Here is a 21,918-nt window from a genome sequence, read left to right as displayed (position 1 = left end):
CCGCGATGAACCTTTTTTATACCTATCGGTCAGCCCTTACGCTGATAACAAAACGACGTACATTGTTCCTACACTACATCGAACGCAGTATCGCTTCGCTAGACTCTTCGATTAAATCCAACACCAATTCAAAACCATTTCCCTCACCATAATACGGATCGGGGATCTCTTGATATTGTGACTCTCCAAAGCTCAAAAATAATGCGAGCTTGTATTGGAGGTGAACTGGGCATTGGCTCATTAAGTCGTCTAAATTCGCCCTATCGGCCGCGAGTATCAGGTCAAATTCTTCGAAGTCATTATCTACCACTTTACGAGAAGTAATCCCCTTAAAGCTGTAGCCTCGCTTCTCTCCTGCAGATTTGGATCGCGAGTCTGGCGGGTTGCCTTGATGAAAACCAATCGTCCCCGCAGAGTCGACCACAACATCAATATCCAGCTGTTGCGCTTTCTTCCTTAGCACCGCTTCACCTGTTGGCGAGCGGCAAATATTCCCCATACAAACTACGAGTATCTTTTTCATCCCTAATCACCTGTTCTTCCGATGGTTTTTGCTATCGTTAAGTTAGGCTATGATAGACGCAATCACAACTTAAAAGGATTTGTTATGTCGACTGAAGACAACAAAGAACAACGCCACAAAGCAAGACAACAGAAAGTAAAAGAACAAGTCGATGCACGTGTCGCTGCAGCACAAGAAGTAAAAGGCCTATTGCTGGTCATCACGGGTAACGGTAAAGGTAAATCAACATCCGGTTTTGGTACGATTACACGTGCAGTTGGTCATGGTAAGAAATGCGCCGTTGCTCAGTTTGTTAAAGGTACCTGGGATAACGGCGAAAAAAACGTTCTGCAAAAGCTTGATGTCGAGTTCCAAGTCATGGGCACAGGCTTTACTTGGGAAACTCAGAACAAAGCGCAAGATATTGAAGCTGCGCAGCGTGTATGGAAAGAGTGCCAACGCATGCTGGCTGATGAGTCGATCGATGTGATTCTGTTTGATGAACTGACTTACATGGTTAGCTACGGTTACATCGAACTCGATGAAGTGGTTGAGGCGTTGAATAACCGCCCGAAGATGCAGTCTGTCATCATTACAGGTCGTGGCGCGCACCGTACTCTTACTGAGATAGCAGATACAGTATCTGAAGTTCGCAATGTGAAACACGCTTTTGAATCTGGTGTTAAAGCGCTACAAGGCGTTGACTGGTAATCACCTTCAACCAGAGGTCCCCGACTCGGTCATTCTTCCCTCTCGAGGATGACGACCACTAGGCCGTTACGCTCTTGAACAAAGGACGACGGCCTATCGTCATTCCCTAGAGCGAGGGACGAGTGTCATAGGGAATCTCTCTTGAGTATTATCGAGCCAAAAATAAAAAGCGCCATTCCTACAACAGGAGTGGCGCTTTGTTCATTTTTAAATGAGATGAAGACTAGTTAAACAAACCTTTTAGTAGACCGTTTACTGCGTCTCTTGTTTTCTCATCTTTGATCTTGTCACCGTACTTTTCGTCTAACTTTTCTAAACCACGATCAATTTCTTTCTGTGCTTTCTGTTTCAATACATCATCAAAAACAAGTGCAAATTTCGGGGCTGCCCACTGACCTGTTACCTTAATTGGGATAGTCACATCTTTCAGGTCGTCGATGCTCTTACCGCCCTGACCTTCAAGTGAACCCACAATTGATGTACGCACAAGGAAGTCGACCGTTTCATTGATGAAGTTTGCTTTACCTTGACCTGTCACGCGTAACAGTGGCGACTGTGCTGATAAGTCGTTAGTTGAAACCCAACCTTTATCCACTTTCAGCGTCGCTTTCATTGCACTGAAGTCCGTTTTTTGAGCTTCATTTGTGCTTTCAACTTTCTCGCCCTTGATCTTAGCGTAGTTTTCTCGAATCAGTTGAGCTACGTTGATGCCGTTAACTGCACCATCTTCAAAGTTAATCGCGATAGTACCGACTAGGTTTTTCTTGATACCCGTCGGAGTTAGACTCTTACCTTTCACGTTGACATCAATATTACCGGTACCTTCCAGCATATCGTTATCTGCAACATCAACCAGTAACGGTTGTACTTTCACGCCTTTGATTTTCTTCTTAGCCGTGTAAGTCGCTGGTGTTTTACGAGCGTCTAACTTTGCAGTAGCAGAAATAGAACCTTGGTAAAGATTCGAGGTGAATGAGGTTAGCTCTGCGATACCACGGTTAACCGAAAATGCGGTTTTAACATTCTGCATCTTCGCGTTGTTCGCCTTGAACTTATCAATCGTGATGTCACCTTTCACGTCTAACGTTTTCAGAGCCGACAGATCAGGTTCCACTTCTTTAGCTGGATCTGAACTACCAGAACTTGACGTTGAACCACCAGCAGAACCAGAAGGCGCTGTGCTCGCTGTTTCTGTTGTATTGCCTAAGCCTAAGAATTCATCTAAATCAATATTCGGGCTATGAAGAGAGAAACGAACCTTTGGTATTTCAGATAGGATTACGTCTGCTTTACCGTCTAATGCAATAGCGTTAGCTTGTAGCTTCTCTAACACAAAGCTCAGGTGGCTCTTGTTAAGATCGAAGCTTAAGTCAGACAGCATGTCGACTTTCATTGGAGACTGAGGAAGCGTGTCGCCTTTGAATGTTGAGTCTAACGTTAACTTGTTCAGCGTTACTTTTGAAATCGCGCTATCAACAGTAAGTTCACCGCCACCTTTAAGATCAAGGTCAAGGCCAGCTGCATTACCGATTACAGCGTAAGTCAGTTGGTTTACCTTATCGAACTCAAACGTATTCAAGCCAATTTTTGCTGACTCAATCGACGTCGCTGGATCATTGAACTTAGCGTTTAAGTCGATATTACGAAGTGCGTAACTTGCAAAGCCTTCAGCTAATTTGAATTCTGCACTGCCTTGTGCAGAGAACTTCTGTTGATTGTTCTCACCAGAAGCCGCAAATGTCGCGGTTGTCCATGTATCAACGGCAAACTCAGAAAGATTCAAAGACACATCGTATAGCTTAGTGAATGAACCCGCTTGCTTGTCGTCCATTTCAAACAATGCGTTTGATACAGTTACGCCTGCAAGGTTGATCGTCCAACCCGATGCGTCTGTGGTAGTTTGCTCTTGAGGGGCAGGCGCTGATTCAGAACTTGTGCCTGCTGCAGGCTCAGATTCTTGAGGCGCTGACGCTTGCGTTAGTGCATCAATGTTCTTGCGACCATCTTTAAGCGTTTCTAAATAGAATTCTGCACCATCTAGAGTAATGTTGCCGATCTCTAGTTGGTTGCTAAATAGCGGAGTAACCGAAACGTCAACGCCAACGGTATCAACCTTAAATAGGTTAGGTTGCGTAAAACCTTCAGGGTTGCGTAATTCAGTTTGACCAAGTTCAAAGCCAATGGATGGGAAGAATTGCCAGCTGATATCACCCTCGATCACTAGCTCTAGGCCTGTGTGTTTTTGGGCTTGTTCGACAATTAATGGCTTAAATTGGTTGGGATTCACTAACAGCACTAGTGCCAGAATTGCTGCAACGACAACAAACACTGGTACAGCTATGAAAATGAGTAGTTTCTTCATCCGCATATTCCTTGCTTAGATTCCAAAAGAAAGTGGCACTATAAAAGTGCCACTGATTCGGTAAAAAATAAAGCTAAGTGAGTCACTTAGGCAAAATTTTATTCGATTAAGACTTCAACAACTTCGCAATGTGCGCTTTTAGCACATCAATCGCAATACGGTTTTTACCACCACGAGGAACGATGATGTCTGCATGTTGTTTTGAAGGCTCGATAAACTGCATGAACATTGGACGTACTGTTTCTTGGTATTGCTTAAGTACAGTGTCCATTGTACGACCACGCTCTTCTACATCACGCTTAACACGGCGTAATAGACAGATGTCTAATGGTGTATCCATAAACACACTTGCGTGCATTAGTTTACGAAGACGCGGGTCTGTTAGAAGCAGAATACCCTCTAAAATGATCACTTTCTTTGGAGTAAGTGTAGTCGTTTCAGAAGTACGTGTGTGCTCTGTGTAGCTGTATTCAGGAACTTCTACGGCGTTGCCACTCATTAGCTGCTGTAGATGTTCACATAAAAGATCATGATCTAGTGCATTTGGGTGATCGTAGTTAGTTTTAACACGCTCTTCCATACTCAAGTGGCTTTGGTCGCTGTAATAGCAATCTTCCGTGATAACACCAATTTGATGGTCGCCTACTTTTTCGCGCAATTCATTATAAATTGTACTAGCAATCAGACTTTTTCCTGAAGCTGAAGCGCCAGCGATACCTACGATGACACATTGATTATTATCAGACATTAATTTTGCACCCGATATGGTTTGGTGGTGGGAAGAGATAAACCGCCTGATTATAGGGGCTAAAGCACATAGATTCTAGTCGCCATTTTAGCTAATTGCAGTCAAATTGATGATATCAATGCATTTAATGAATGCAATCGTTTGCTTTCAAATAACTTGCCTACAACTATTTGCACAAGCCCAATGGATATTGACTTAAATCCACCGCTGTTTATCTAATCCAAACTATATTTAAACGACTTTGTGATTAACTTGCGCTATTCAACCATAGATTCGTTATTCAACCATAGAGAAGTTAATCGCTTCTGGTCTCGCCTTGCCGGTCCAGAACATCTTCGCAGCCACATTCTCTGCAAGCTCTAAGTAGTGACGTGTATGTTCACTATCTGGACGACGAATCACCGTCGGGCAACCTGCATCGATATCTTCTCGCACATCAATATGAAGAGGGATCTGTGCCAAAATATCGAGGTAAAACTCTTCTGACATAGCTTCGGCACCACCAGCACCAAAGATATGCTCTTTCTCACCACAGTGACTACAAATATGATAGCTCATGTTTTCAACTAAGCCTGCGACTGGCACACTCACCTTATCAAACATCGCTACGCCTTTACGTGCATCCGCTAGCGCCAAATCTTGAGGAGTGGTCACCACTACAGCCCCGGTCACTGGGATCTGTTGCGATAACGTCAGCTGAATATCGCCCGTGCCCGGTGGCATATCAATAACTAGATAATCCAACTCTGGCCATACGGTTTCGTTAACAAGCTGACCTAAAGCCTTGGCCGCCATTGGACCGCGCCAAATCGCAGCGTCATCTTTCGACACAAGATAACCGATAGAGTGAGTGAAAATACCGTGCGCTTCGATTGGCATCATCCACTTGTTATTCTGGACTTCTGGTTTCGCATCTAATTGGCCAAGCATCATAGGTACAGAAGGACCATAGATATCCGCATCCAACAAACCCACTTTTGAACCAGACTTAGATAAAGCCAAAGCAAGGTTGACTGAAGTGGTCGATTTACCCACCCCACCCTTTGCAGATGTCACGGCGATGATGTTCTTCACCCCCTTCAATGGTGTCGCAACCGTGGTTTCTAACGCAGACGGCTTCACCTTCACTTCAAACTGAAAAGCGCTAACAAGCTGTTGTTCAATCTGAGAGTGAATCCACTGTTCCAATTCAACCGCAAGCTGATTAGCGGCAAAAGGTAAGGTGATAACAAATGATCCACGCGGATCAACCGATACAATATTTTGGTGTAGCGCCCACTCTGGGATGAGGATTGGTGACTCGAACTCATTCAACCATGAACAGAAATCTTGCTTAGAAGTAAAGTTACGCATTGGGACTCCTTTTTTTATTTATGCTATCACCCACGAGATGAAGACTGAACCCCTAAAAAACTAGGGGAATCCTTAGTCTGATACCTTGGCGTATCACACGTTATAAAGTAGTATTACCTCTCAAATTTATACCTATCAAAAAAGCGAATTATTAAGTATGGCAACTGATCCAAGACAACTTTTGGTAACTTGTGCGCTTCCGTACGCTAACGGCTCTATTCACCTTGGCCATATGCTTGAGCATATCCAAGCTGATATCTGGGTTCGATACCAGCGTCTACGTGGCAACACTGTAAACTTCATCTGTGCTGACGATGCTCACGGCACGCCAATTATGCTTAAAGCTCAACAGATGGGTATCACGCCAGAAGAGATGATCGCTGCTGTTAGTGAAGAGCACCAAAAAGACTTCGCTGGCTTTGATATCAGCTTTGATAACTACCACAGCACACACAGCGAAGAGAACCGTGAACTGGCTTCTCACATCTACTTAGAACTTAAAAAGAACGGCTTCATTTCTAGCCGCACTATTTCTCAGCTTTTCGATCCTGAGAAAGAGATGTTCCTACCAGACCGCTTCGTAAAAGGTACTTGCCCTAAGTGTAAGTCAGAAGACCAGTATGGTGATAACTGTGATAACTGTGGTGAGACATACAGCCCAACTGAGCTAATTAACCCTAAATCAGCGGTTTCTGGCGCAACTCCAGTAATGAAAGACTCTGAGCACTTCTTCTTCGACCTACCTCAGTTCGAAAGCATGCTTAAAGAGTGGACTCGATCTGGCTCTCTACAGAATGAAACTGCAAACAAAATGCAGGAATGGTTTGAGTCTGGTCTGCAACAGTGGGATATCTCACGTGATGCACCTTACTTCGGCTTTGAAATCCCAGGCGAAAAAGACAAGTTCTTCTACGTATGGCTAGACGCACCTGTTGGCTACATGGCTTCTTTCAAGAACCTATGTGACAAACGTGACGATCTAAACTTCGATGAATACTGGAAGAAAGACAGCACAACTGAGCTTTACCACTTCATCGGTAAAGACATTGTTTACTTCCACAGCCTATTCTGGCCAGCAATGCTAGACGGCGCAGGTTTCCGTAAGCCAAACAACGTATTCGTACACGGCTACGTAACAGTGAACGGTGCGAAGATGTCTAAGTCGAAAGGCACATTCATCAAAGCAAGCACGTACCTAAACCACCTAGACCCTGAGTGTCTACGTTACTACTACGCTGCGAAACTAAACAGCCGCATCGATGACTTAGATCTTAACCTTGAAGACTTCACTCAACGTGTAAACGCTGATGTAGTAAACAAGATTGTTAACCTAGCTTCTCGTAACGCTGGCTTCATTACTAAGCGTTTTGAAGGCAAGCTAGCTGCTGAATTTGCAGAGCCTGAGCTATACAACGAATTCGTTGCTGCTGCTGAGCGTATCGGTGAGCTATACGAAACTCGTGAATTCAGCCGTGCTATCCGTGAAATCACTGCACTAGCGGATAAAGCTAACCAGTACATCGACGAAAAAGCACCTTGGGTTCTTGCAAAAGAAGAAGGCAAAGAAGCTGAGCTTCAACAAGTTTCTTCTGTAGGTATTAACCTATTCCGCGTACTGATGGCTTACCTGAAACCAGTGATGCCAGAGCTTGCAGCTCGCACTGAAGCTTTCCTAAACGAAGAGCTAACGTGGGAAGCGATTGCTACTCCGCTAACTGATCACGAGATCACTAAGTTCAAAGCGCTATTCAACCGCATTGACCCTAAGAAAGTGGAAGCAATGGTTGAGTCTTCTAAAGAAGATGCAGCCGCTGAAGCAGCAGCGAAAGAAAAAGCAGAAACTGAAAAAGAGCAAGCAAGCCAAACTGAGCTAGACAAAGAGCCAATCGCAGACGAGATTGAGTTCGATGCCTTTGCAGCAGTAGACATGCGTATCGCTCGTATCATCTCTTGTGAAGAAGTACCAAAAGCGAACAAACTACTGAAGTTCCAACTAGACATCGGTGGTGAGACTCGCCAAGTATTCTCTGGTATCAAATCAGCATACAAACCTGAGGAGCTAGAAGGCAAGCTAACTGTAATGGTAGCAAACCTAAAACCTCGTAAGATGAAGTTTGGTATGTCTGAAGGCATGATCCTAGCAGCGGGCCCTGGCGGCAGCGACCTATGGATCCTTGAGCCACACGAAGGTGCTCAACCTGGTATGCGTGTAATGTAATTCTGACTCCAGTCAGATAACAAGCACCCATCACTAAATCCCTAATGCATTTTTGACTTGAAAGAGTTAATCAGCATTGGGGATTTTTTATATCTACCGAAAATTAGCGTTCTCTGTTAGAGTCGCCGTCAACTATGCTATGTAGAGTAGAAATTGGTTCGTCGACAAAAATAGGCTAAACCAACACCTCTTTACTCTAAAACCCTTTTTAGGAATCCCCAGTGACTAACAACGAAATCTTGCGTCGTATTCAACACGCACTAAACCTTAAAAATGCACAAATCATCAAAGCTATCGAACAAGCTGATGTGACTGTTGCTCATGACCAAGTGATTAACTGGCTAAAAGATGACAACGACAAGTCATGCTCTAAGATGAAAGATAAAGAGTTGGCGGTATTCCTAAATGGTTTCATCAACCTTAAGCGTGGCAAAAAAGAAGGCGAGCAACCTAAACCTGAAGTTGCACTGACGAACAACATGATCTTCATGAAGCTTCGTATCGCATTAAACATGAAAGCAGAAGATGTTTTGGACGTACTAGAAGTGGTTGGCATTAGCTTGAGCAAGTACGAAATCGGCGCTTACTTCCGCAAGCCAGAAAACAAAAACTACAAAGTGTGTGAAGACCAACTACTTTGCGATTTTCTAAACGGTGTGCAATTTACCAACCGTCCAGACTCAGAAGAGTTTGCGGGTTAAGTTACTACTCCTAGATAAATTTTAAGTTGCTACACATAGATAAATTACTCGTCATAGGTAAGTAACTGACCCACTGATAATTTTCTAGTAACGACAGATAAATAAAAAGCGGCGAGATAATTGAATTATCTCGCCGCTTTTTCGTTTTCTTTACGTCACTGACTAAACAGGAACAACAATAGTAAACCTATGCCTTAGCTGTCGTCTTCAGTGAAGTTCGTCGGCAATGTCGTTTTCATTTCATTCCAAACTTGTGCACTTGCGATACCGTAGTTACGAATCACTAATGGCAAAGTTTCGCGCTCGCCACTTTCACAGATAATGAACAACTCTTTATAAAAGTCCATCGCTAAACGTCGTGCTTCTGGGTTAGAGAAGTAGTAGCTACCGATACGGTCATAAAGTTTACGCACACCGTTAAAGATCAGGCCGTAAATCTGGTTGCCTGAGTGGAATGCCAAACGTTGGAAAAGCATGTAATCATAGAAGTTGAAAGTCTTCGCGATTAAGATCGTCTGACGTTTCGCTTCATCTTTTTCTGAATCTTCTTTTACCGCTTGTTTGATCTTGTCAGCGTATGGCGACGATTCTAGGAACTCATCCCAAGTTGGTGCCGCAAGTAGCGCTTCACAAGATTCAATCACGTTACTGATAGTACGCTCTGAAGCTTCTTTGTTTGCTTTGAATGCATAACGCATAAAGATCGGGCTGATATTAGTACGAGCAGCAAGCAGGTCTTCTACCATTTTGCTTGCGTTATCAACGTCCAACGTCATTAGCGTATCAAGGATATGAAGACCTGAGGTTTCCATAAACTGGTTAACTTTAGTTGGTTTGCCATGTTGGATTGTCAACCAACCATCACGAGCAAGACGTTGTAGTACTTCACGAAGCGTAGTACGTGTAACACCAATCAGCTCAGAAAGCTCACGCTCTGCGGGCAAGATAGAACCTGGAGGGAAACGGCCATTCCAAATACTTTCAATGATATACTTCTCTGCAAATCCTGCCGGGCTCTTCGCCTTAATGACCATCTACACTTCAATCCAATTTAATTATTCTGTTCTAATTTACTCATCATACCACTAGTTCACACCTAGCGGAAACACCCTCAAAAATTTTACTCCCCCTAAACACCGTTAGAGTTATAACTCTAAAGTTCAGCACGCGTTTGCACCTCAGGTTTGTAAAGCAAGCGACTCTAAACCACCATTTAAACAAACCGTTAACACAACAATTTTTCTTTAAAATCAATGGGATTGGTCATATTTTTAAAGCTATTAATTTGCAATATTAAGTTGTAATAATCATATATAAGCCGTCGTTATTCTGTAATTTTCAATCATTTCGCTGAAATATTGATTCTAGTCGGTTTTTATCACATTTTAAGTGGTATGCTTGCGCTACTTTGATCGCGTTTCTCAACAAAAAAGAGGTATTTTTAGGGCTACAGGGCTTTTCCTGTTGACTAAATGTTATCTAAGAGTAAAGTTGCGCTCAAAAATAAGCAGTGCTTGAGTTTCTAAGGGAGTGACTTGGCAAGACCACAGAACATTACATGGAATGTAGTTTTTCTAAGTCACTGTTAGTCATAGTTTTTAACAATTTCTATAGCTCGATTCTCAAAATGTTGTATTGCTTGTCTATTCATAATCAACATAAAAGAGTATTAACATGCCGATGTCTCTCGGAAACGCTTTTATCAAGAACTTCCTTGGTAAAGCTCCTGATTGGTATAAACTTGCCATCATTTCCTTTTTAATCATCAACCCGTTTGTTTTCTTCCTAGTTGACCCATTTGTTGCGGGCTGGCTATTGGTGGTTGAGTTTATTTTCACTCTAGCTATGGCTCTCAAATGCTACCCACTTCAACCGGGTGGTCTATTAGCTATTCAAGCAGTCGCCATTGGCATGACCAAACCAGAAATGGTTTATCACGAGCTGCAAGCAAACCTTCCTGTATTACTCTTGCTCGTATTCATGGTTGCTGGCATTTACTTCATGAAAGAACTGCTTTTGTTCATTTTCACGAAGATCTTGCTTGGCATCCAATCTAAAATTTTACTCTCCGTTGCCTTCTGTGTTGCTGCCGCTTTCTTATCAGCATTCCTAGATGCACTAACAGTAATCGCCGTAGTTATTAGCGTTGCGGTCGGCTTCTACTCTATCTACCACAAGGTTGCATCAGGCAAGGGCACAACGTCTTCGCACGATCATACTCATGATGAAGAGATCTCAGAGCTAACTCGTGATGACCTAGAAAACTACCGTGCTTTCCTACGTTCACTGCTAATGCACGCTGGTGTGGGTACAGCACTGGGTGGTGTAATGACCATGGTAGGAGAACCACAAAACTTGGTAATTGCTAAGCAAGCAGGTTGGGAGTTCGGTGAATTTATCATCCGTATGCTGCCAGTAACACTACCTGTTTTCTTCTGCGGTATTTTAACTTGTGCACTTGTCGAGAAATTCAAAGTGTTTGGTTACGGTGCTCAACTACCAATGAATGTTCGCCAAATCTTAGTTGAGTTTGACAACAAAGAACGTGCAAACCGCACAAAGCAAGACGTAGCAAAACTATGGGTTCAAAGTGCAATCGCAGTTTGGCTTATCGTCGGCCTTGCACTTCACGTTGCTGAAGTAGGTTTGATTGGCCTGTCTGTGATCATCTTAGCTACAGCATTTACGGGTGTTATTGAAGAACACTCTATGGGTAAAGCCTTTGAAGAAGCGCTGCCATTTACTGCACTTCTTGCCGTTTTCTTCGCTGTTGTTGCTGTGATCATCGACCAAGCTCTATTTAAGCCAGTCATCGATGCAGTACTTCACGTTGAAGATAAAGGCGCACAGCTCGCACTCTTCTATATTGCCAACGGTATTTTATCGATGGTTTCAGATAACGTGTTCGTCGGTACGGTTTACATTAACGAAGTGAAAACTGCACTGGTTGAAGGCATCATCACTCGTGATCAGTTCGACCTACTTGCTGTTGCTATCAACACTGGTACTAACCTACCTTCTGTTGCAACGCCAAACGGCCAGGCTGCATTCCTATTCCTATTAACATCAGCACTTGCTCCGTTAATTAGATTGTCTTACGGTCGCATGGTTATCATGGCGCTGCCATACACCATCGTATTGGCACTGGTTGGCCTAGCAGGCATTGTGTTCATCGTAGAGCCAATGACAGCATGGTTCTACGATGCTGGTTGGATCATTCAACGCACTGGTGAAGTCGTCGCTCCAGTTATCTCTGGTGGTCACTAAGCTAAACACTGTGTCGCAAACCACAATAACTATAACTAACTAATCAAAAATATTAGTTGATTAGGAAACTTATCCAAGATAAAAAGCTCTGAGTAATCAGGGCTTTTTTATTTTATAGACAGGATTCAATTCGTGAACTTTTTAGCAATGATCAAAGACTTCTCTAAGGGACGTTTATCTTGGCTTTTACTGCTGGCTTTTATTGTCTTTTTTGAAGCGTGCGCTCTCTTCTTCCAACACGTGATGATGCTTGGTCCTTGCGTGATGTGTATCTATGAGCGCGTTGCTATGCTCGCTATCGGTGTTGCCGCCATGATTGGTGCGATTGCCCCGAATAACCCAATATCACGCTGGTTAGGCCTTGCTAGCTGGGGATTTGGCGCATACAAAGGTTTGATGCTTGCTTTAGAGCACGTCGATTACCAGTTCAATCCGTCCCCTTTCGCAACCTGCGACTTATTCGTAACCTTCCCTAGCTGGGCGCCTTTAAACCAATGGGCTCCGTGGATGTTTGAGGCTTACGGCGATTGCAGCAAGGTTGTGTGGCAGTTCTTCGATCTTTCTATGCCTCAGTGGCTAGTAATTATCTTTGCAGGTAACTTGGTTGCTTTCGGTATTGTGGTTATTTCTCAATTTGTGAAGTCGAAAAACGACTAACAGTAAGCCGTTGACACTTGGACAACAAAAAAGTCGACCACGAGGTCGACTTTTTTATTACTTAAGCTTTTGAACATATTAAGAGAGTCTGTTATTCACACAAACTAAGTTGCTCAACAAGCCGTTATTAGCTGCTTTTACCGCAGCATTGTTTAAACTTCTTGCCGCTTTCACAAGGGCAAAGGTCGTTTCGACCGATGTCTTTAAACGGGTTCACGCTCTGGGACTTATTGCCCAACATAGCTTCATCCGCTGCCATTGCCACTTCTGAGATCATCAGATCGACTTGACCCACTAAATCGGCAAGCGATGGTGGGTTAGTAAGCCCTGCAGCGATCATTTGTTGTTGAGTTTGCTCTTCATCAATCGCAAGCATCAAGGTGGTTAAGAGCGCTTGCAACATGCGCAGAGTACCATCCGCGACTGTCACGCTCTGCCACTGCTCTTCCACTGTTGGCCAAACCATCATGAAGCCTTCAGAAAAATCAGCGAACTGTTCGTTAAAGTCACCTTCAGCCAGTACGTCTGTTAATAGGTATTCATTACGCTGAATCAGGTTGTGCTGGCGATTAATCTGTTCTGTCACCGTTTTTACCAGCTCTTTACCCGCTTCAGGCGCAACGATAACCAGCCACTCTTCTGGATCGAGTGGTTTGGTCGCTAAGTTAGAGGCAAGGATTGCACCTTCCATAAACTGCGGAGTAATGTCAGTGATTGATTCTGGTAGGCTTAATAATTGATATGTCATGAAAGCTCTGGATATTGGGCATTTCCGATATTATAACGCCATCCTCCCAAAGATGTCGCTATTAAGAGACGAAACCATCATTAAGACATGCACCACACTCATAGTGACAATTCTGTAAGCACACCGTACAATCACGCCTCGAATTTTTCGGTTCATTCAGTTTTGGTAAAGCAACATGCGCGTAATACTTGGCCCTATGGAGGGCGTTCTAGACCACCTAATGCGTGAAATTCTCACAGAGATTAATGATTACGATCTCTGTGTGACAGAGTTTGTGCGCGTCGTAGATCAACTTCTTCCCCCGCATGTGTTCCACCGTATTTGCCCTGAGCTACATCAAGGCTCTCAGACCATGGCTGGTGTGCCAATCCATCTCCAACTTCTAGGGCAACACCCAAATTGGATGGCCGAGAATGCTTTTCAAGCTGCTAGCTTAGGCGCGAAAGGGATCGATCTTAATTTTGGTTGCCCAGCAAAAGCGGTCAACAAAAGTAATGGTGGCGCTTCATTGCTAAAAGAGCCAGAGCTCATCTATCAAGTGGTGAACGCCTGTCGAGAAGCGGTACCGGCACACATTCCTGTGTCCGCAAAGATTCGATTAGGTTGGGAGCATCCGGAAGAGTGCTTTGAAATCGTCGATGCCATCGAACAAGCCAAAGCTGACGAACTCACCGTGCATGCAAGAACCAAAGTTGGCGGCTATAAAGCCAGCGAAATCAAATGGGACTTCATCAATCAAATAAGAGAAAAAACATCTCTGCCGTTGATTGCTAATGGAGAGATCTGGAACTATCAAGATGGTCAAGATTGCATAGAAGCAACAGGCGTCGATTCATTAATGGTCTGCCGTGGTGCTTTCAATATTCCAAACCTTGGTAACGTCGTTAAGCACAACCACCAGAAAATGCCGTGGGATAAAGTCATTGAACTTTTGCTGCGCTATTCAGAGTTTCAAATTAAAGGGGACAAAGGCATGTACTACCCCAATAGAGTGAAGCAGTGGTTTGTTTATCTAAGTAAAGGCTACCCTGAAGCGAACGAACTGTTTAAAGAAATTCGTACTTTCAAAAAGGCGCCACCGATTGTAGAACGCCTTCAGCGTTATCAAGAAGAACGCCGCCAACCTGTTTAAGATTATGTTTAGGGTTAAATACCCAACGCTACAAACGTGTTTACCGGTGCAAATAAGCTTTGCTTGGTAGACACGTTCGCTCTTCCCTCTTTCATTTTCATTTTCATACAAAGCATCGATTCAATAACGTGGTTAAAATTTAAGACGGTCTTTGCCCGTCGTCTTAGCCACGTACAGCTTTTCATCGGCGTACTTAAATATCTCATCGAAGTTAAGTTTACTTTGCTCAGTTTCAACAATGCAGACACCGCCAGACACCGTAAATCCATTTGGAATAATGTCGGCTGAAGTGGAACAAATCGCATTCTTCACTCGCTCTAATGTTCTCATCAAAGTTTCACGATCTTCGCCTTTCATATAAACGACAAACTCTTCACCGCCAAACCGTGCTGCAACGTCACTGCTTCGAATACTGTTGCTGATCTGACGCGACATATAACGAATCACATCATCCCCCTTATCGTGGCCGTAGGTGTCGTTAATTGACTTAAAATCATCAATATCGAAGACGGTTAATGCAAACAGTTGATCGTGCTCTACACTGCGCCAGAACGCTTCTAAGCCACGACGATTCAATAACCCTGTCATAGGGTCTTTGGCTGCGAGATCTTTGAAGTAACCACGTTCAATATTGGAATTGACGTAGAAGAAGATGGTTACTGAGAACAGATACACAATGATGGCAACAATAAGGCTGTCTTTCTCGTAGACGAAAAAGTGCTCAACCTCTTTCGCGATGTCTAATTTGTAATACATCGCATGGTGAGACGAGACACCATCCAGTTTGATCTCGTGATAAAAAGCCGCAGAATCTACCGGAGTCGCTAAAGTGGTATCAATGATATCGATCCGACCTGCAAGATGCTCATTCGAGTTTGCGAGCAGCTTGTCAGCATTAATATCCACCGACAGCATCCCTTGGTGAACGCCTTTATGGAATACAGGGATCGTCATACTGATTATACGGTCAAGGGAATCAAAACGATAACCAGGGCCTGAAAGGGTAAGTTGGTCAGGGTTGTTGGCTGTTTTCTGCCAATAAGGACGACTCTTTATGGTCGAGAGTAACTCTTTGCTCAGCCCTTTGGCAAAACCTTCAGGTGAAGAGATCACATAGCCGCTCGTATCAATAAAGTGCACGCCGGCATGGTATTCATCAAGCTGGGATAAAAATGAAAGAATAGGAGCTAACGCTATTTTTTCTGACGCGCTCTTATAACTATCACTGCTTTCAGAACAAAGAGACTCTTGACCAATTAGCATATAGTCGATATCGACAGAGGGAATGTCTGAGGTTTTACCGTCGGCAAGTAGCAATACATCAATAGGCCAGATTTGGCAAAGACCATCCACAACATGTTTGTTGTGATCAAGAAAGAGAGGGTTTCCTGATTTATAATAGTTGGAGAAGCTGTAGTCTAGGGCTGTCGCCACTTTTGTGGTTCTTTTGAACACATCTTCAATACGATGAAACTCACTACTGATATCTTTTTCTACCGCGTCAAAATGATTCTTTCCTATTAGGCCAAGTAACATCGCGGCGATCACAGCGGGAAACCCGAAAACAAAGGTTAGGCTAAAGTGCCTATTTACTTTCATATAATGTGCTCTTAGCGTTCAGCTATTTTCATTTTCCCCATTAATATTATTACATTAATCGGCAATTCGCTCGACGTAAAATAATGTAAATTGATATTAACGACACACCTAACGGTCAAATAACCGCTTACAAATGAATAAAATAGAGAAGCGCCAACATATAGAGCAGGTGAGTTTGTTATCTGAGCCCATTTCAATGCTGTTAATAATATGACTTATGGCCTATTAGCTCACCTAACACCAAACTCAATTCACCGGCTAATGACCGCACGCTCAATCACAGATTGAGGCACTGTCACGCCAAGCTCACGAGCAGCATCTAGGTTGACCACCAGCTGAGAGCTCTGCGCAGTTTTGACACTCAACTTCCCGGGCTTCTGTCCTTCCAGAATGGCTGCGACATAATCCGCGGTCTGAACCCCAACATCATAATAATCTAGACCTAAACCAGCAATCGCTCCCTTTCCGACATAAGATGTGGCGCCTGCGACGACTGGCGTATCTGCATGGTTAGCCGCTTTGATAAGACCCTCCATGCCGCTTGCAACCGTATTATCGGTCAAGGCATAGATAACATCGGACTTCTTAGCAATGGATTCTGCTTTTGCTTCGACATCGTCAACAGTCAGCGCTTTTTCGGTGTGAAGTGTATAACCGAAATCTCGAGTTGCCTTTCTCAATAACCCAACTAACGCAACGGCATTTGCTTCTGCTGGGTTGTAAACTACACCGATTGAATTAGCTTCAGGGAGCAGTTCTTTGATTAATGACACATGCTGAGTGATCGGAGATAAGTCAGAAAGCCCCGTGACATTACGCCCCGGCTTTTCTAATTGTTTAACGAGCCTAGCGCCGATAGGATCCGTAACCGCGGTAAACACGATAGGAATCGAGCGAGTCGCCGACACTAAGGCTTGTGAAGTCGGTGTCGCGATACCAACAAGTACATGTGGATTTTCACTGACGAGCTCTCTGGCAATCTTGGCTGCCTGAGCCGGGTTACCATTCGCCATTTCATAGGAGAATTCTAAGTTCTTACCGGGTTCATAACCATTGGCTCTCAATCCTTCAAGAAGCCCTAAACGTGTCGCATTCAGATCTGGATGGTCAACAACTTGTGAAACCGACACTTTGGCAACGTTTGCCATTGCATTGCCAGTCCATAGCAACATCAAGCAACTTAAAACCGCTGCCAATACCTTTCTTACAGAACTCATTATCGCTCCCTGAATCAAGCTCTACCCGTCATTACTCGCTCAAAGAGAACAACATCAAAATCACTATTGACATTATTACCAGTAACCATTGATAACTTGAAGTGATATTTAACAAAAATACAACAAGGCTCGAGTTATGTGAGAAAGGTTATATTGACTTCGGAGGAAGGTAAGAAACCAAGTGAATAAGGACAGGTAAGCTAAACGGAAAGTAAGCGAGGTAACAAAAAGAGGAGCAAATCTGAGAACAAGCTATAGAAGATGAATAGTTGTTCTCAGACAAGAGGGAGAGCTGGGATTCTTTAGAACCAACGCTCCATTGAGGATTTATCTAACTGACGAAAGGCACGATTTAAAATGATTGCCAATTCTTTATAGCGAGGGCGCGGCTTCATAGGCTCTAACGCAAAACCCGTTTCAGTGATCTTTTCATGCAGTTCGCGGTACCACGATACTAGCGCCGGCGGAAGTTGTGTATTTGAGCGATTGCCCAACCACCACATACCTTGTAGCGGCAAGCTGATCGCAAACAAAGCCATAACCACAGCCTGTGGCATCGCTTGGTAATTATTAAAGACCATTTGTGTAAGAACACTGATAGCGGCAATCGCAGGCATCACTTTCACGCCAAAACGGGTCGCTTTAATAATGCGTTGTTCTGGGAAGATCGCGTTTAACTCTTTTCGGACGGGCCAGAGATCCATGTACTTTTGGCCATCTTTTAAACTACTAGCTAAACCAACTCTATTGCTCATATGAGTCTCCCATTAAAAAAAAGTTGAAATCATCAACTAAAAACACAAAAATTTGACGAAAAATAATATTCTTTCAAATTTTTTTGTTATATTTGCACAATATCGCTATTATTTGCAGACCTCAATCTCATTGTTGCCCTTATTTACAATTTAAGCAACTTTGAGAAGACTTCTGCAAGGAATGCACAAGCCTCTTTTTGATAAAGAGCGCTTTCACTTTATACGGAAATTAACGTTTTTTTGACCAAGGTTAGTACGCAAGCCTATGTGCTTCGACTATTCTTGAGATTAATTTTCATCCTTAACTGATTTCGATCAGAAAAATAAACAGGTAGTCATTAATGTCTAAGCTAGTTTTAGTTTTAAACTGTGGTAGTTCTTCTCTTAAATTCGCTGTTGTTGATGCAGAAACAGGTGCAGAGCACCTAACTGGTCTTGCTGAGTGTCTAGGTCTTCCAGAAGCTCGTATGAAGTGGAAACTTGATGGCAAGCATGAAGCACAACTAGGCGCGGGCGCAGCTCACGTAGAAGCACTATCTTTCATGGTAGAAACTATTCTTGCTTCTAAGCCTGAGCTTAAAGCTAACCTTGGCGCTATCGGTCACCGTATCGTACACGGTGGCGAGCAGTTCACTTCTTCTGCACTTATCACTGATGAAGTTCTTAAGGGTATTCAAGACGCTGCGACTTTCGCACCTCTTCACAACCCTGCTCACCTTATCGGTATCGAAGCGGCTCAACAGAACTTCCCTGGTCTACAAAACGTTGCTGTTTTTGACACTGCGTTCCACCAAACAATGCCTTCTGAGTCTTACCTATACGCTCTACCGTACAACCTGTACAAAGAGCACGGCATCCGTCGTTACGGCATGCACGGTACTTCTCACCTATTCATCACTCGTGAAGTTGCAGGCCTACTAAACAAGCCAGTTGAAGAAGTTAACATCATCAACTGTCACCTAGGTAACGGCGCTTCTGTATGTGCAATCAAGAACGGTAAATCTGTAGACACTTCTATGGGTCTTACTCCTCTTGAAGGTCTTGTAATGGGTACTCGTTGTGGTGACCTAGACCCTGCAATCATCTTCCACCTACACGACGCACTTGGTTACTCTGTTGAAGAAATCAACAACATGCTAACTAAAGAGTCTGGTCTTGCTGGTCTAACTGAAGTGACTTCTGACTGTCGTTTCGTTGAAGACAACTACGGTGAGAAAGAAGAAGCAACTCGTGCAATGGACGTGTTCTGTCACCGTCTAGCTAAGTACGTAGCTGGTTACACTGCAACTCTAGAAGGTCGTCTAGACGCAATCACTTTCACTGGCGGCATCGGCGAGAACTCAGGCCCAATCCGTGAAATGGTTCTTAACCGCCTAGGCATCTTCGGTATCGAAGTTGACGGTGAAGCTAACCTTAAAGCTCGTTTCGGCGGCGAAGGTACTATCACTACAGCTAACAGCCGTATCCCTGCAATGGTTATCTCTACTAACGAAGAGCTAGTAATTGCTGAAGACACTGCGAAACTAGCAGGTCTTTAATTGATTTTCCTGACTAGCTTCATTCGAAGCTAGTCAGTTTTTCATATCAAGAAAATGGGGCTCAACTTCTATTCCTACCCCAATTTAAATATCGGTGGGAATAGCAGTTGAGCTTTTTTTATTTCCAATAGTCAAAGGTGTTCGTCAATGTCACGTACTATTATGCTTATCCCTACAAGCGCTGGTGTTGGTCTTACTAGTGTTAGCATGGGTGTTCTTCGCGCTATGGAGCGTAAGGGCGTAAGTGTTTCTTTCTACAAGCCAATCGCTCAGCCTCGCAGCGGTGGTAACCAACCAGATCTAACGTCTACTATCATCAGCGCAAACAGCGACATTAAGATTGGTGAGCCAATCGCAATGACTAAAGCTGAAGCTTTGATCGGTAGCGAAAAAATGGACGAGCTTCTTGAGTCTGTTGTTGAGCAATACAACAAGATCAACAAAGACGCAGAAGTTACGCTAATCGAAGGTCTAGTACCTACTCGTAAGCACCCATTTGCTAACCAAGTGAACGCGGAAATCGCAAAAACACTTGGCGCGGAGATCGTATTCGTTGCGACTCCTGGTACTGACAACCCTACGCAGCTTAAAGAGCGTATAGAAGTAGCATGTTCTAACTTCGGCGGTACTAAGAACAAAAACATCAAAGGCGTAATCATCAACAAGCTTAACGCTCCTGTTGATGAGGCTGGCCGTACTCGCCCTGACCTATCTGAAATCTTTGATGATGCAGACAGCGCTCAGCAAGCGAACCTTGAAGTAATGCAAATCTTCAACTCTAGCCCTATCCGTGTTCTTGGCTGCGTGCCATGGAGCATCGATCTAATCGCAACTCGTGCGGTTGATATGGCTAAGCACCTTAACGCTGAAATCGTTAACGAAGGTGAAATCTCAACTCGTCGTATTAAGAGCATCACTTTCTGTGCACGTTCTCTACCGCACATGATTGAGCACTTCAAACCAGGCTCACTGCTAGTAACTTCTGCAGACCGTCCTGACGTTATCGTTGCTGCGGCTCTTGCTGCGAAAAACGGTGTTGAGATTGGCGCAATCCTGCTTACTGGCGGTTACGACATTCCAGAAAGCATTGCTAACCTTTGTGCACCAGCATTCGCTTCAGGTCTACCGATCTTCAAGGCTCAAGGTAACACTTGGCAGACATCTCTAAACCTACAGAGCTTCAACCTAGAAGTTCCTGCAGACGATAAAGAGCGTATCGAGTTCGTTAACGATCACGTTGCAAGCCACATTGATGGCCCTTGGATTGATTCTCTATCTGAAGGTACTCAAGGCATCCGTCGTCTAAGCCCACCAGCATTCCGTTACCAGCTAACTGAATTTGCTCGTAAAGCGGCTAAGCGCATCGTTCTTCCTGAAGGTGATGAGCCACGTACAGTTAAAGCTGCGGCTATCTGTGCTGAGCGCGGTATCGCAACGTGTGTACTTCTAGGTAACCCTGAAGAAATCCGTCGCGTTGCAGCGCAGCAAGGTGTTGAGCTTGGCGCTGGCGTTGAGATCATCGATTCTGCATCAGTTCGCGAAAACTACGTAGCTCGTCTAGTAGAACTTCGTGGCGCTAAAGGTATGACTGAAGTTGTTGCTCGTGAGAAGCTAGAAGATTCAGTATTCCTAGGTACTATGATGCTTGAAGCTGGCGAAGTTGACGGCCTAGTTTCTGGTGCTGTTCACACAACGGCGAACACTATCGTTCCTCCGTTCCAGATCATCAAGACTGCTCCTGATGCTTCTATCGTATCTTCGATCTTCTTCATGCTTCTGCCTGATCAAGTTCTTGTATACGGTGACTGTGCGATCAACCCAGATCCAACAGCTGAACAGCTTGCTGAAATCGCTATCCAATCTGCAGATTCTGCTGCGGCATTCGGTATCGACCCACGCGTTGCTATGATCTCTTACTCTACTGGTGAATCTGGTAAGGGTGCAGACGTAGATAAAGTACGTGAAGCAACGAAACTTGCTCAAGAGAAGCGTCCTGATCTAGTGATCGACGGTCCTCTACAGTACGATGCAGCAATCATGGAAAACGTAGCCGCTTCTAAAGCGCCTAACTCTCCAGTTGCAGGTAAAGCGACAGTATTCGTATTCCCAGACTTAAACACGGGTAACACGACTTACAAAGCTGTACAGCGTTCAGCAGATCTAGTATCTATCGGTCCAATGCTTCAAGGTATGCGCAAGCCAGTAAATGACTTGTCTCGTGGCGCTCTAGTAGACGATATCGTTTACACAGTAGCTCTAACGGCTATCCAAGCAGACCAAGCTGCACAAGCTGAAGAAAAAGTAATTAACTAATTTTTCTTTTGTAAAAAGCAAAAACCCTAGATGTTTATCTAGGGTTTTTTTATGTCTGGAGTAAAGGAACTACTTGGTAATACCAATCCGGAAAATT

The 21,918-nt window shown here is 44.0% G+C and carries 17 protein-coding genes; 8 read left to right on the top strand and 9 right to left on the bottom strand.

What is annotated here, in order from left to right; genetic code table 11:
* Nucleotides 1-73 precede the first annotated feature (73 nt).
* The gene (locus AB4249_RS07110; protein ID WP_017067202.1) at nt 74-523 is read right to left on the bottom strand and encodes a low molecular weight protein-tyrosine-phosphatase; all 450 of its coding nucleotides are present in this window, start codon (nt 521-523) and stop codon (nt 74-76) included.
* A gap of 84 nt (nt 524-607) precedes the next feature.
* Between AB4249_RS07110 and cobO the strand changes: the two genes are divergently transcribed.
* The gene (cobO, locus tag AB4249_RS07105; RefSeq protein WP_017062158.1) at nt 608-1,213 is read left to right on the top strand and encodes a cob(I)yrinic acid a,c-diamide adenosyltransferase; all 606 of its coding nucleotides are present in this window, start codon (nt 608-610) and stop codon (nt 1,211-1,213) included.
* 223 nt (nt 1,214-1,436) lie between these two features.
* Here the strand turns inward: cobO and AB4249_RS07100 are convergent, their stop codons facing one another.
* From AB4249_RS07100 to apbC, 3 genes are all read right to left on the bottom strand, one after another.
* Nucleotides 1,437-3,575: an AsmA family protein gene (locus AB4249_RS07100; protein WP_102427874.1), complete on the bottom strand. Its 2,139-nt coding sequence runs from the start codon at nt 3,573-3,575 to the stop codon at nt 1,437-1,439.
* A 106-nt stretch (nt 3,576-3,681) separates the two neighbouring features.
* Nucleotides 3,682-4,323 (bottom strand): uridine kinase, encoded by a 642-nt coding sequence (gene udk, locus AB4249_RS07095; RefSeq protein ID WP_004734002.1) that lies wholly within the window; start codon nt 4,321-4,323, stop codon nt 3,682-3,684.
* Nucleotides 4,324-4,599: 276 nt separating this feature from the next.
* On the bottom strand, nt 4,600-5,676 hold the full coding sequence (gene apbC, locus AB4249_RS07090; RefSeq protein WP_009848619.1) for an iron-sulfur cluster carrier protein ApbC: 1,077 nt from the start codon (nt 5,674-5,676) through the stop codon (nt 4,600-4,602).
* 157 nt (nt 5,677-5,833) lie between these two features.
* Between apbC and metG the strand changes: the two genes are divergently transcribed.
* The gene (gene metG / locus AB4249_RS07085; protein WP_104216098.1) at nt 5,834-7,894 is read left to right on the top strand and encodes a methionine--tRNA ligase; all 2,061 of its coding nucleotides are present in this window, start codon (nt 5,834-5,836) and stop codon (nt 7,892-7,894) included.
* 221 nt (nt 7,895-8,115) lie between these two features.
* Nucleotides 8,116-8,595: a DUF1456 family protein gene (locus tag AB4249_RS07080; protein WP_010437231.1), complete on the top strand. Its 480-nt coding sequence runs from the start codon at nt 8,116-8,118 to the stop codon at nt 8,593-8,595.
* A gap of 194 nt (nt 8,596-8,789) precedes the next feature.
* Here the strand turns inward: AB4249_RS07080 and fadR are convergent, their stop codons facing one another.
* Nucleotides 8,790-9,629: a fatty acid metabolism transcriptional regulator FadR gene (gene fadR / locus AB4249_RS07075; RefSeq protein ID WP_017062161.1), complete on the bottom strand. Its 840-nt coding sequence runs from the start codon at nt 9,627-9,629 to the stop codon at nt 8,790-8,792.
* 640 nt (nt 9,630-10,269) lie between these two features.
* Between fadR and nhaB the strand changes: the two genes are divergently transcribed.
* Both nhaB and dsbB read left to right on the top strand, forming a co-directional pair.
* Nucleotides 10,270-11,862, top strand: coding sequence for a Na(+)/H(+) antiporter NhaB (nhaB, locus tag AB4249_RS07070; RefSeq protein ID WP_017062162.1), 1,593 nt, complete (start codon nt 10,270-10,272; stop codon nt 11,860-11,862).
* A 147-nt stretch (nt 11,863-12,009) separates the two neighbouring features.
* Nucleotides 12,010-12,519, top strand: coding sequence for a disulfide bond formation protein DsbB (gene dsbB, locus AB4249_RS07065; protein WP_102394342.1), 510 nt, complete (start codon nt 12,010-12,012; stop codon nt 12,517-12,519).
* Nucleotides 12,520-12,646: 127 nt separating this feature from the next.
* Here dsbB and AB4249_RS07060 read toward each other — a convergent pair whose 3' ends face one another.
* Nucleotides 12,647-13,267, bottom strand: a complete 621-nt coding sequence (locus AB4249_RS07060) for a YecA family protein (RefSeq protein WP_137002094.1) — start codon at nt 13,265-13,267, stop codon at nt 12,647-12,649.
* 175 nt (nt 13,268-13,442) lie between these two features.
* Here AB4249_RS07060 and dusC point away from each other — a divergent pair, with 175 nt between their 5' ends.
* A complete protein-coding gene (dusC, locus tag AB4249_RS07055) occupies nt 13,443-14,399 on the top strand; it encodes a tRNA dihydrouridine(16) synthase DusC (protein WP_017069187.1) in 957 nt (318 codons plus the stop codon).
* 132 nt (nt 14,400-14,531) lie between these two features.
* Here the strand turns inward: dusC and AB4249_RS07050 are convergent, their stop codons facing one another.
* From AB4249_RS07050 to yfbV, 3 genes are all read right to left on the bottom strand, one after another.
* A complete protein-coding gene (locus AB4249_RS07050) occupies nt 14,532-15,998 on the bottom strand; it encodes a sensor domain-containing diguanylate cyclase (RefSeq protein ID WP_017069188.1) in 1,467 nt (488 codons plus the stop codon).
* A gap of 251 nt (nt 15,999-16,249) precedes the next feature.
* Complete coding sequence (locus AB4249_RS07045; protein ID WP_017062167.1) at nt 16,250-17,215, bottom strand: ABC transporter substrate-binding protein; 966 nt, start codon at nt 17,213-17,215, stop codon at nt 16,250-16,252.
* 302 nt (nt 17,216-17,517) lie between these two features.
* Nucleotides 17,518-17,970, bottom strand: coding sequence for a terminus macrodomain insulation protein YfbV (gene yfbV / locus AB4249_RS07040; protein ID WP_017062168.1), 453 nt, complete (start codon nt 17,968-17,970; stop codon nt 17,518-17,520).
* 341 nt (nt 17,971-18,311) lie between these two features.
* Between yfbV and AB4249_RS07035 the strand changes: the two genes are divergently transcribed.
* Together AB4249_RS07035 and pta are read left to right on the top strand one after the other, a co-directional pair.
* Nucleotides 18,312-19,508, top strand: coding sequence for an acetate kinase (locus tag AB4249_RS07035; RefSeq protein ID WP_017062169.1), 1,197 nt, complete (start codon nt 18,312-18,314; stop codon nt 19,506-19,508).
* 147 nt (nt 19,509-19,655) lie between these two features.
* Entirely contained in the window at nt 19,656-21,821 is a 2,166-nt protein-coding gene (gene pta / locus AB4249_RS07030; RefSeq protein WP_017069189.1) for a phosphate acetyltransferase, read from the top strand.
* Nucleotides 21,822-21,918: the final 97 nt, after the last annotated feature.

It is taken from the genome of Vibrio sp. 10N.261.55.F4 (assembly GCF_041470465.1).
GTDB classification, from domain to species: domain Bacteria; phylum Pseudomonadota; class Gammaproteobacteria; order Enterobacterales; family Vibrionaceae; genus Vibrio; species Vibrio crassostreae_C.
Note: the sequence above shows the minus strand (reverse complement) of the source record. Positions and strands in the feature narration are given on the sequence as shown.

What these genes read in the sequence shown, in the direction of transcription:
- AB4249_RS07110 (WP_017067202.1), bottom strand. Translation starts at nt 523, where the DNA reads ATGAAAAAGATACTCGTAGTTTGTATGGGGAATATTTGCCGCTCGCCA.
- cobO (WP_017062158.1), top strand. Translation starts at nt 608, where the DNA reads ATGTCGACTGAAGACAACAAAGAACAACGCCACAAAGCAAGACAACAG.
- AB4249_RS07100 (WP_102427874.1), bottom strand. Translation starts at nt 3,575, where the DNA reads ATGAAGAAACTACTCATTTTCATAGCTGTACCAGTGTTTGTTGTCGTT.
- udk (WP_004734002.1), bottom strand. Translation starts at nt 4,323, where the DNA reads ATGTCTGATAATAATCAATGTGTCATCGTAGGTATCGCTGGCGCTTCA.
- apbC (WP_009848619.1), bottom strand. Translation starts at nt 5,676, where the DNA reads ATGCGTAACTTTACTTCTAAGCAAGATTTCTGTTCATGGTTGAATGAG.
- metG (WP_104216098.1), top strand. Translation starts at nt 5,834, where the DNA reads ATGGCAACTGATCCAAGACAACTTTTGGTAACTTGTGCGCTTCCGTAC.
- fadR (WP_017062161.1), bottom strand. Translation starts at nt 9,629, where the DNA reads ATGGTCATTAAGGCGAAGAGCCCGGCAGGATTTGCAGAGAAGTATATC.
- nhaB (WP_017062162.1), top strand. Translation starts at nt 10,270, where the DNA reads ATGCCGATGTCTCTCGGAAACGCTTTTATCAAGAACTTCCTTGGTAAA.
- dsbB (WP_102394342.1), top strand. Translation starts at nt 12,010, where the DNA reads ATGATCAAAGACTTCTCTAAGGGACGTTTATCTTGGCTTTTACTGCTG.
- AB4249_RS07060 (WP_137002094.1), bottom strand. Translation starts at nt 13,267, where the DNA reads ATGACATATCAATTATTAAGCCTACCAGAATCAATCACTGACATTACT.
- dusC (WP_017069187.1), top strand. Translation starts at nt 13,443, where the DNA reads ATGCGCGTAATACTTGGCCCTATGGAGGGCGTTCTAGACCACCTAATG.
- AB4249_RS07050 (WP_017069188.1), bottom strand. Translation starts at nt 15,998, where the DNA reads ATGAAAGTAAATAGGCACTTTAGCCTAACCTTTGTTTTCGGGTTTCCC.
- AB4249_RS07045 (WP_017062167.1), bottom strand. Translation starts at nt 17,215, where the DNA reads ATGAGTTCTGTAAGAAAGGTATTGGCAGCGGTTTTAAGTTGCTTGATG.
- yfbV (WP_017062168.1), bottom strand. Translation starts at nt 17,970, where the DNA reads ATGAGCAATAGAGTTGGTTTAGCTAGTAGTTTAAAAGATGGCCAAAAG.
- AB4249_RS07035 (WP_017062169.1), top strand. Translation starts at nt 18,312, where the DNA reads ATGTCTAAGCTAGTTTTAGTTTTAAACTGTGGTAGTTCTTCTCTTAAA.
- pta (WP_017069189.1), top strand. Translation starts at nt 19,656, where the DNA reads ATGTCACGTACTATTATGCTTATCCCTACAAGCGCTGGTGTTGGTCTT.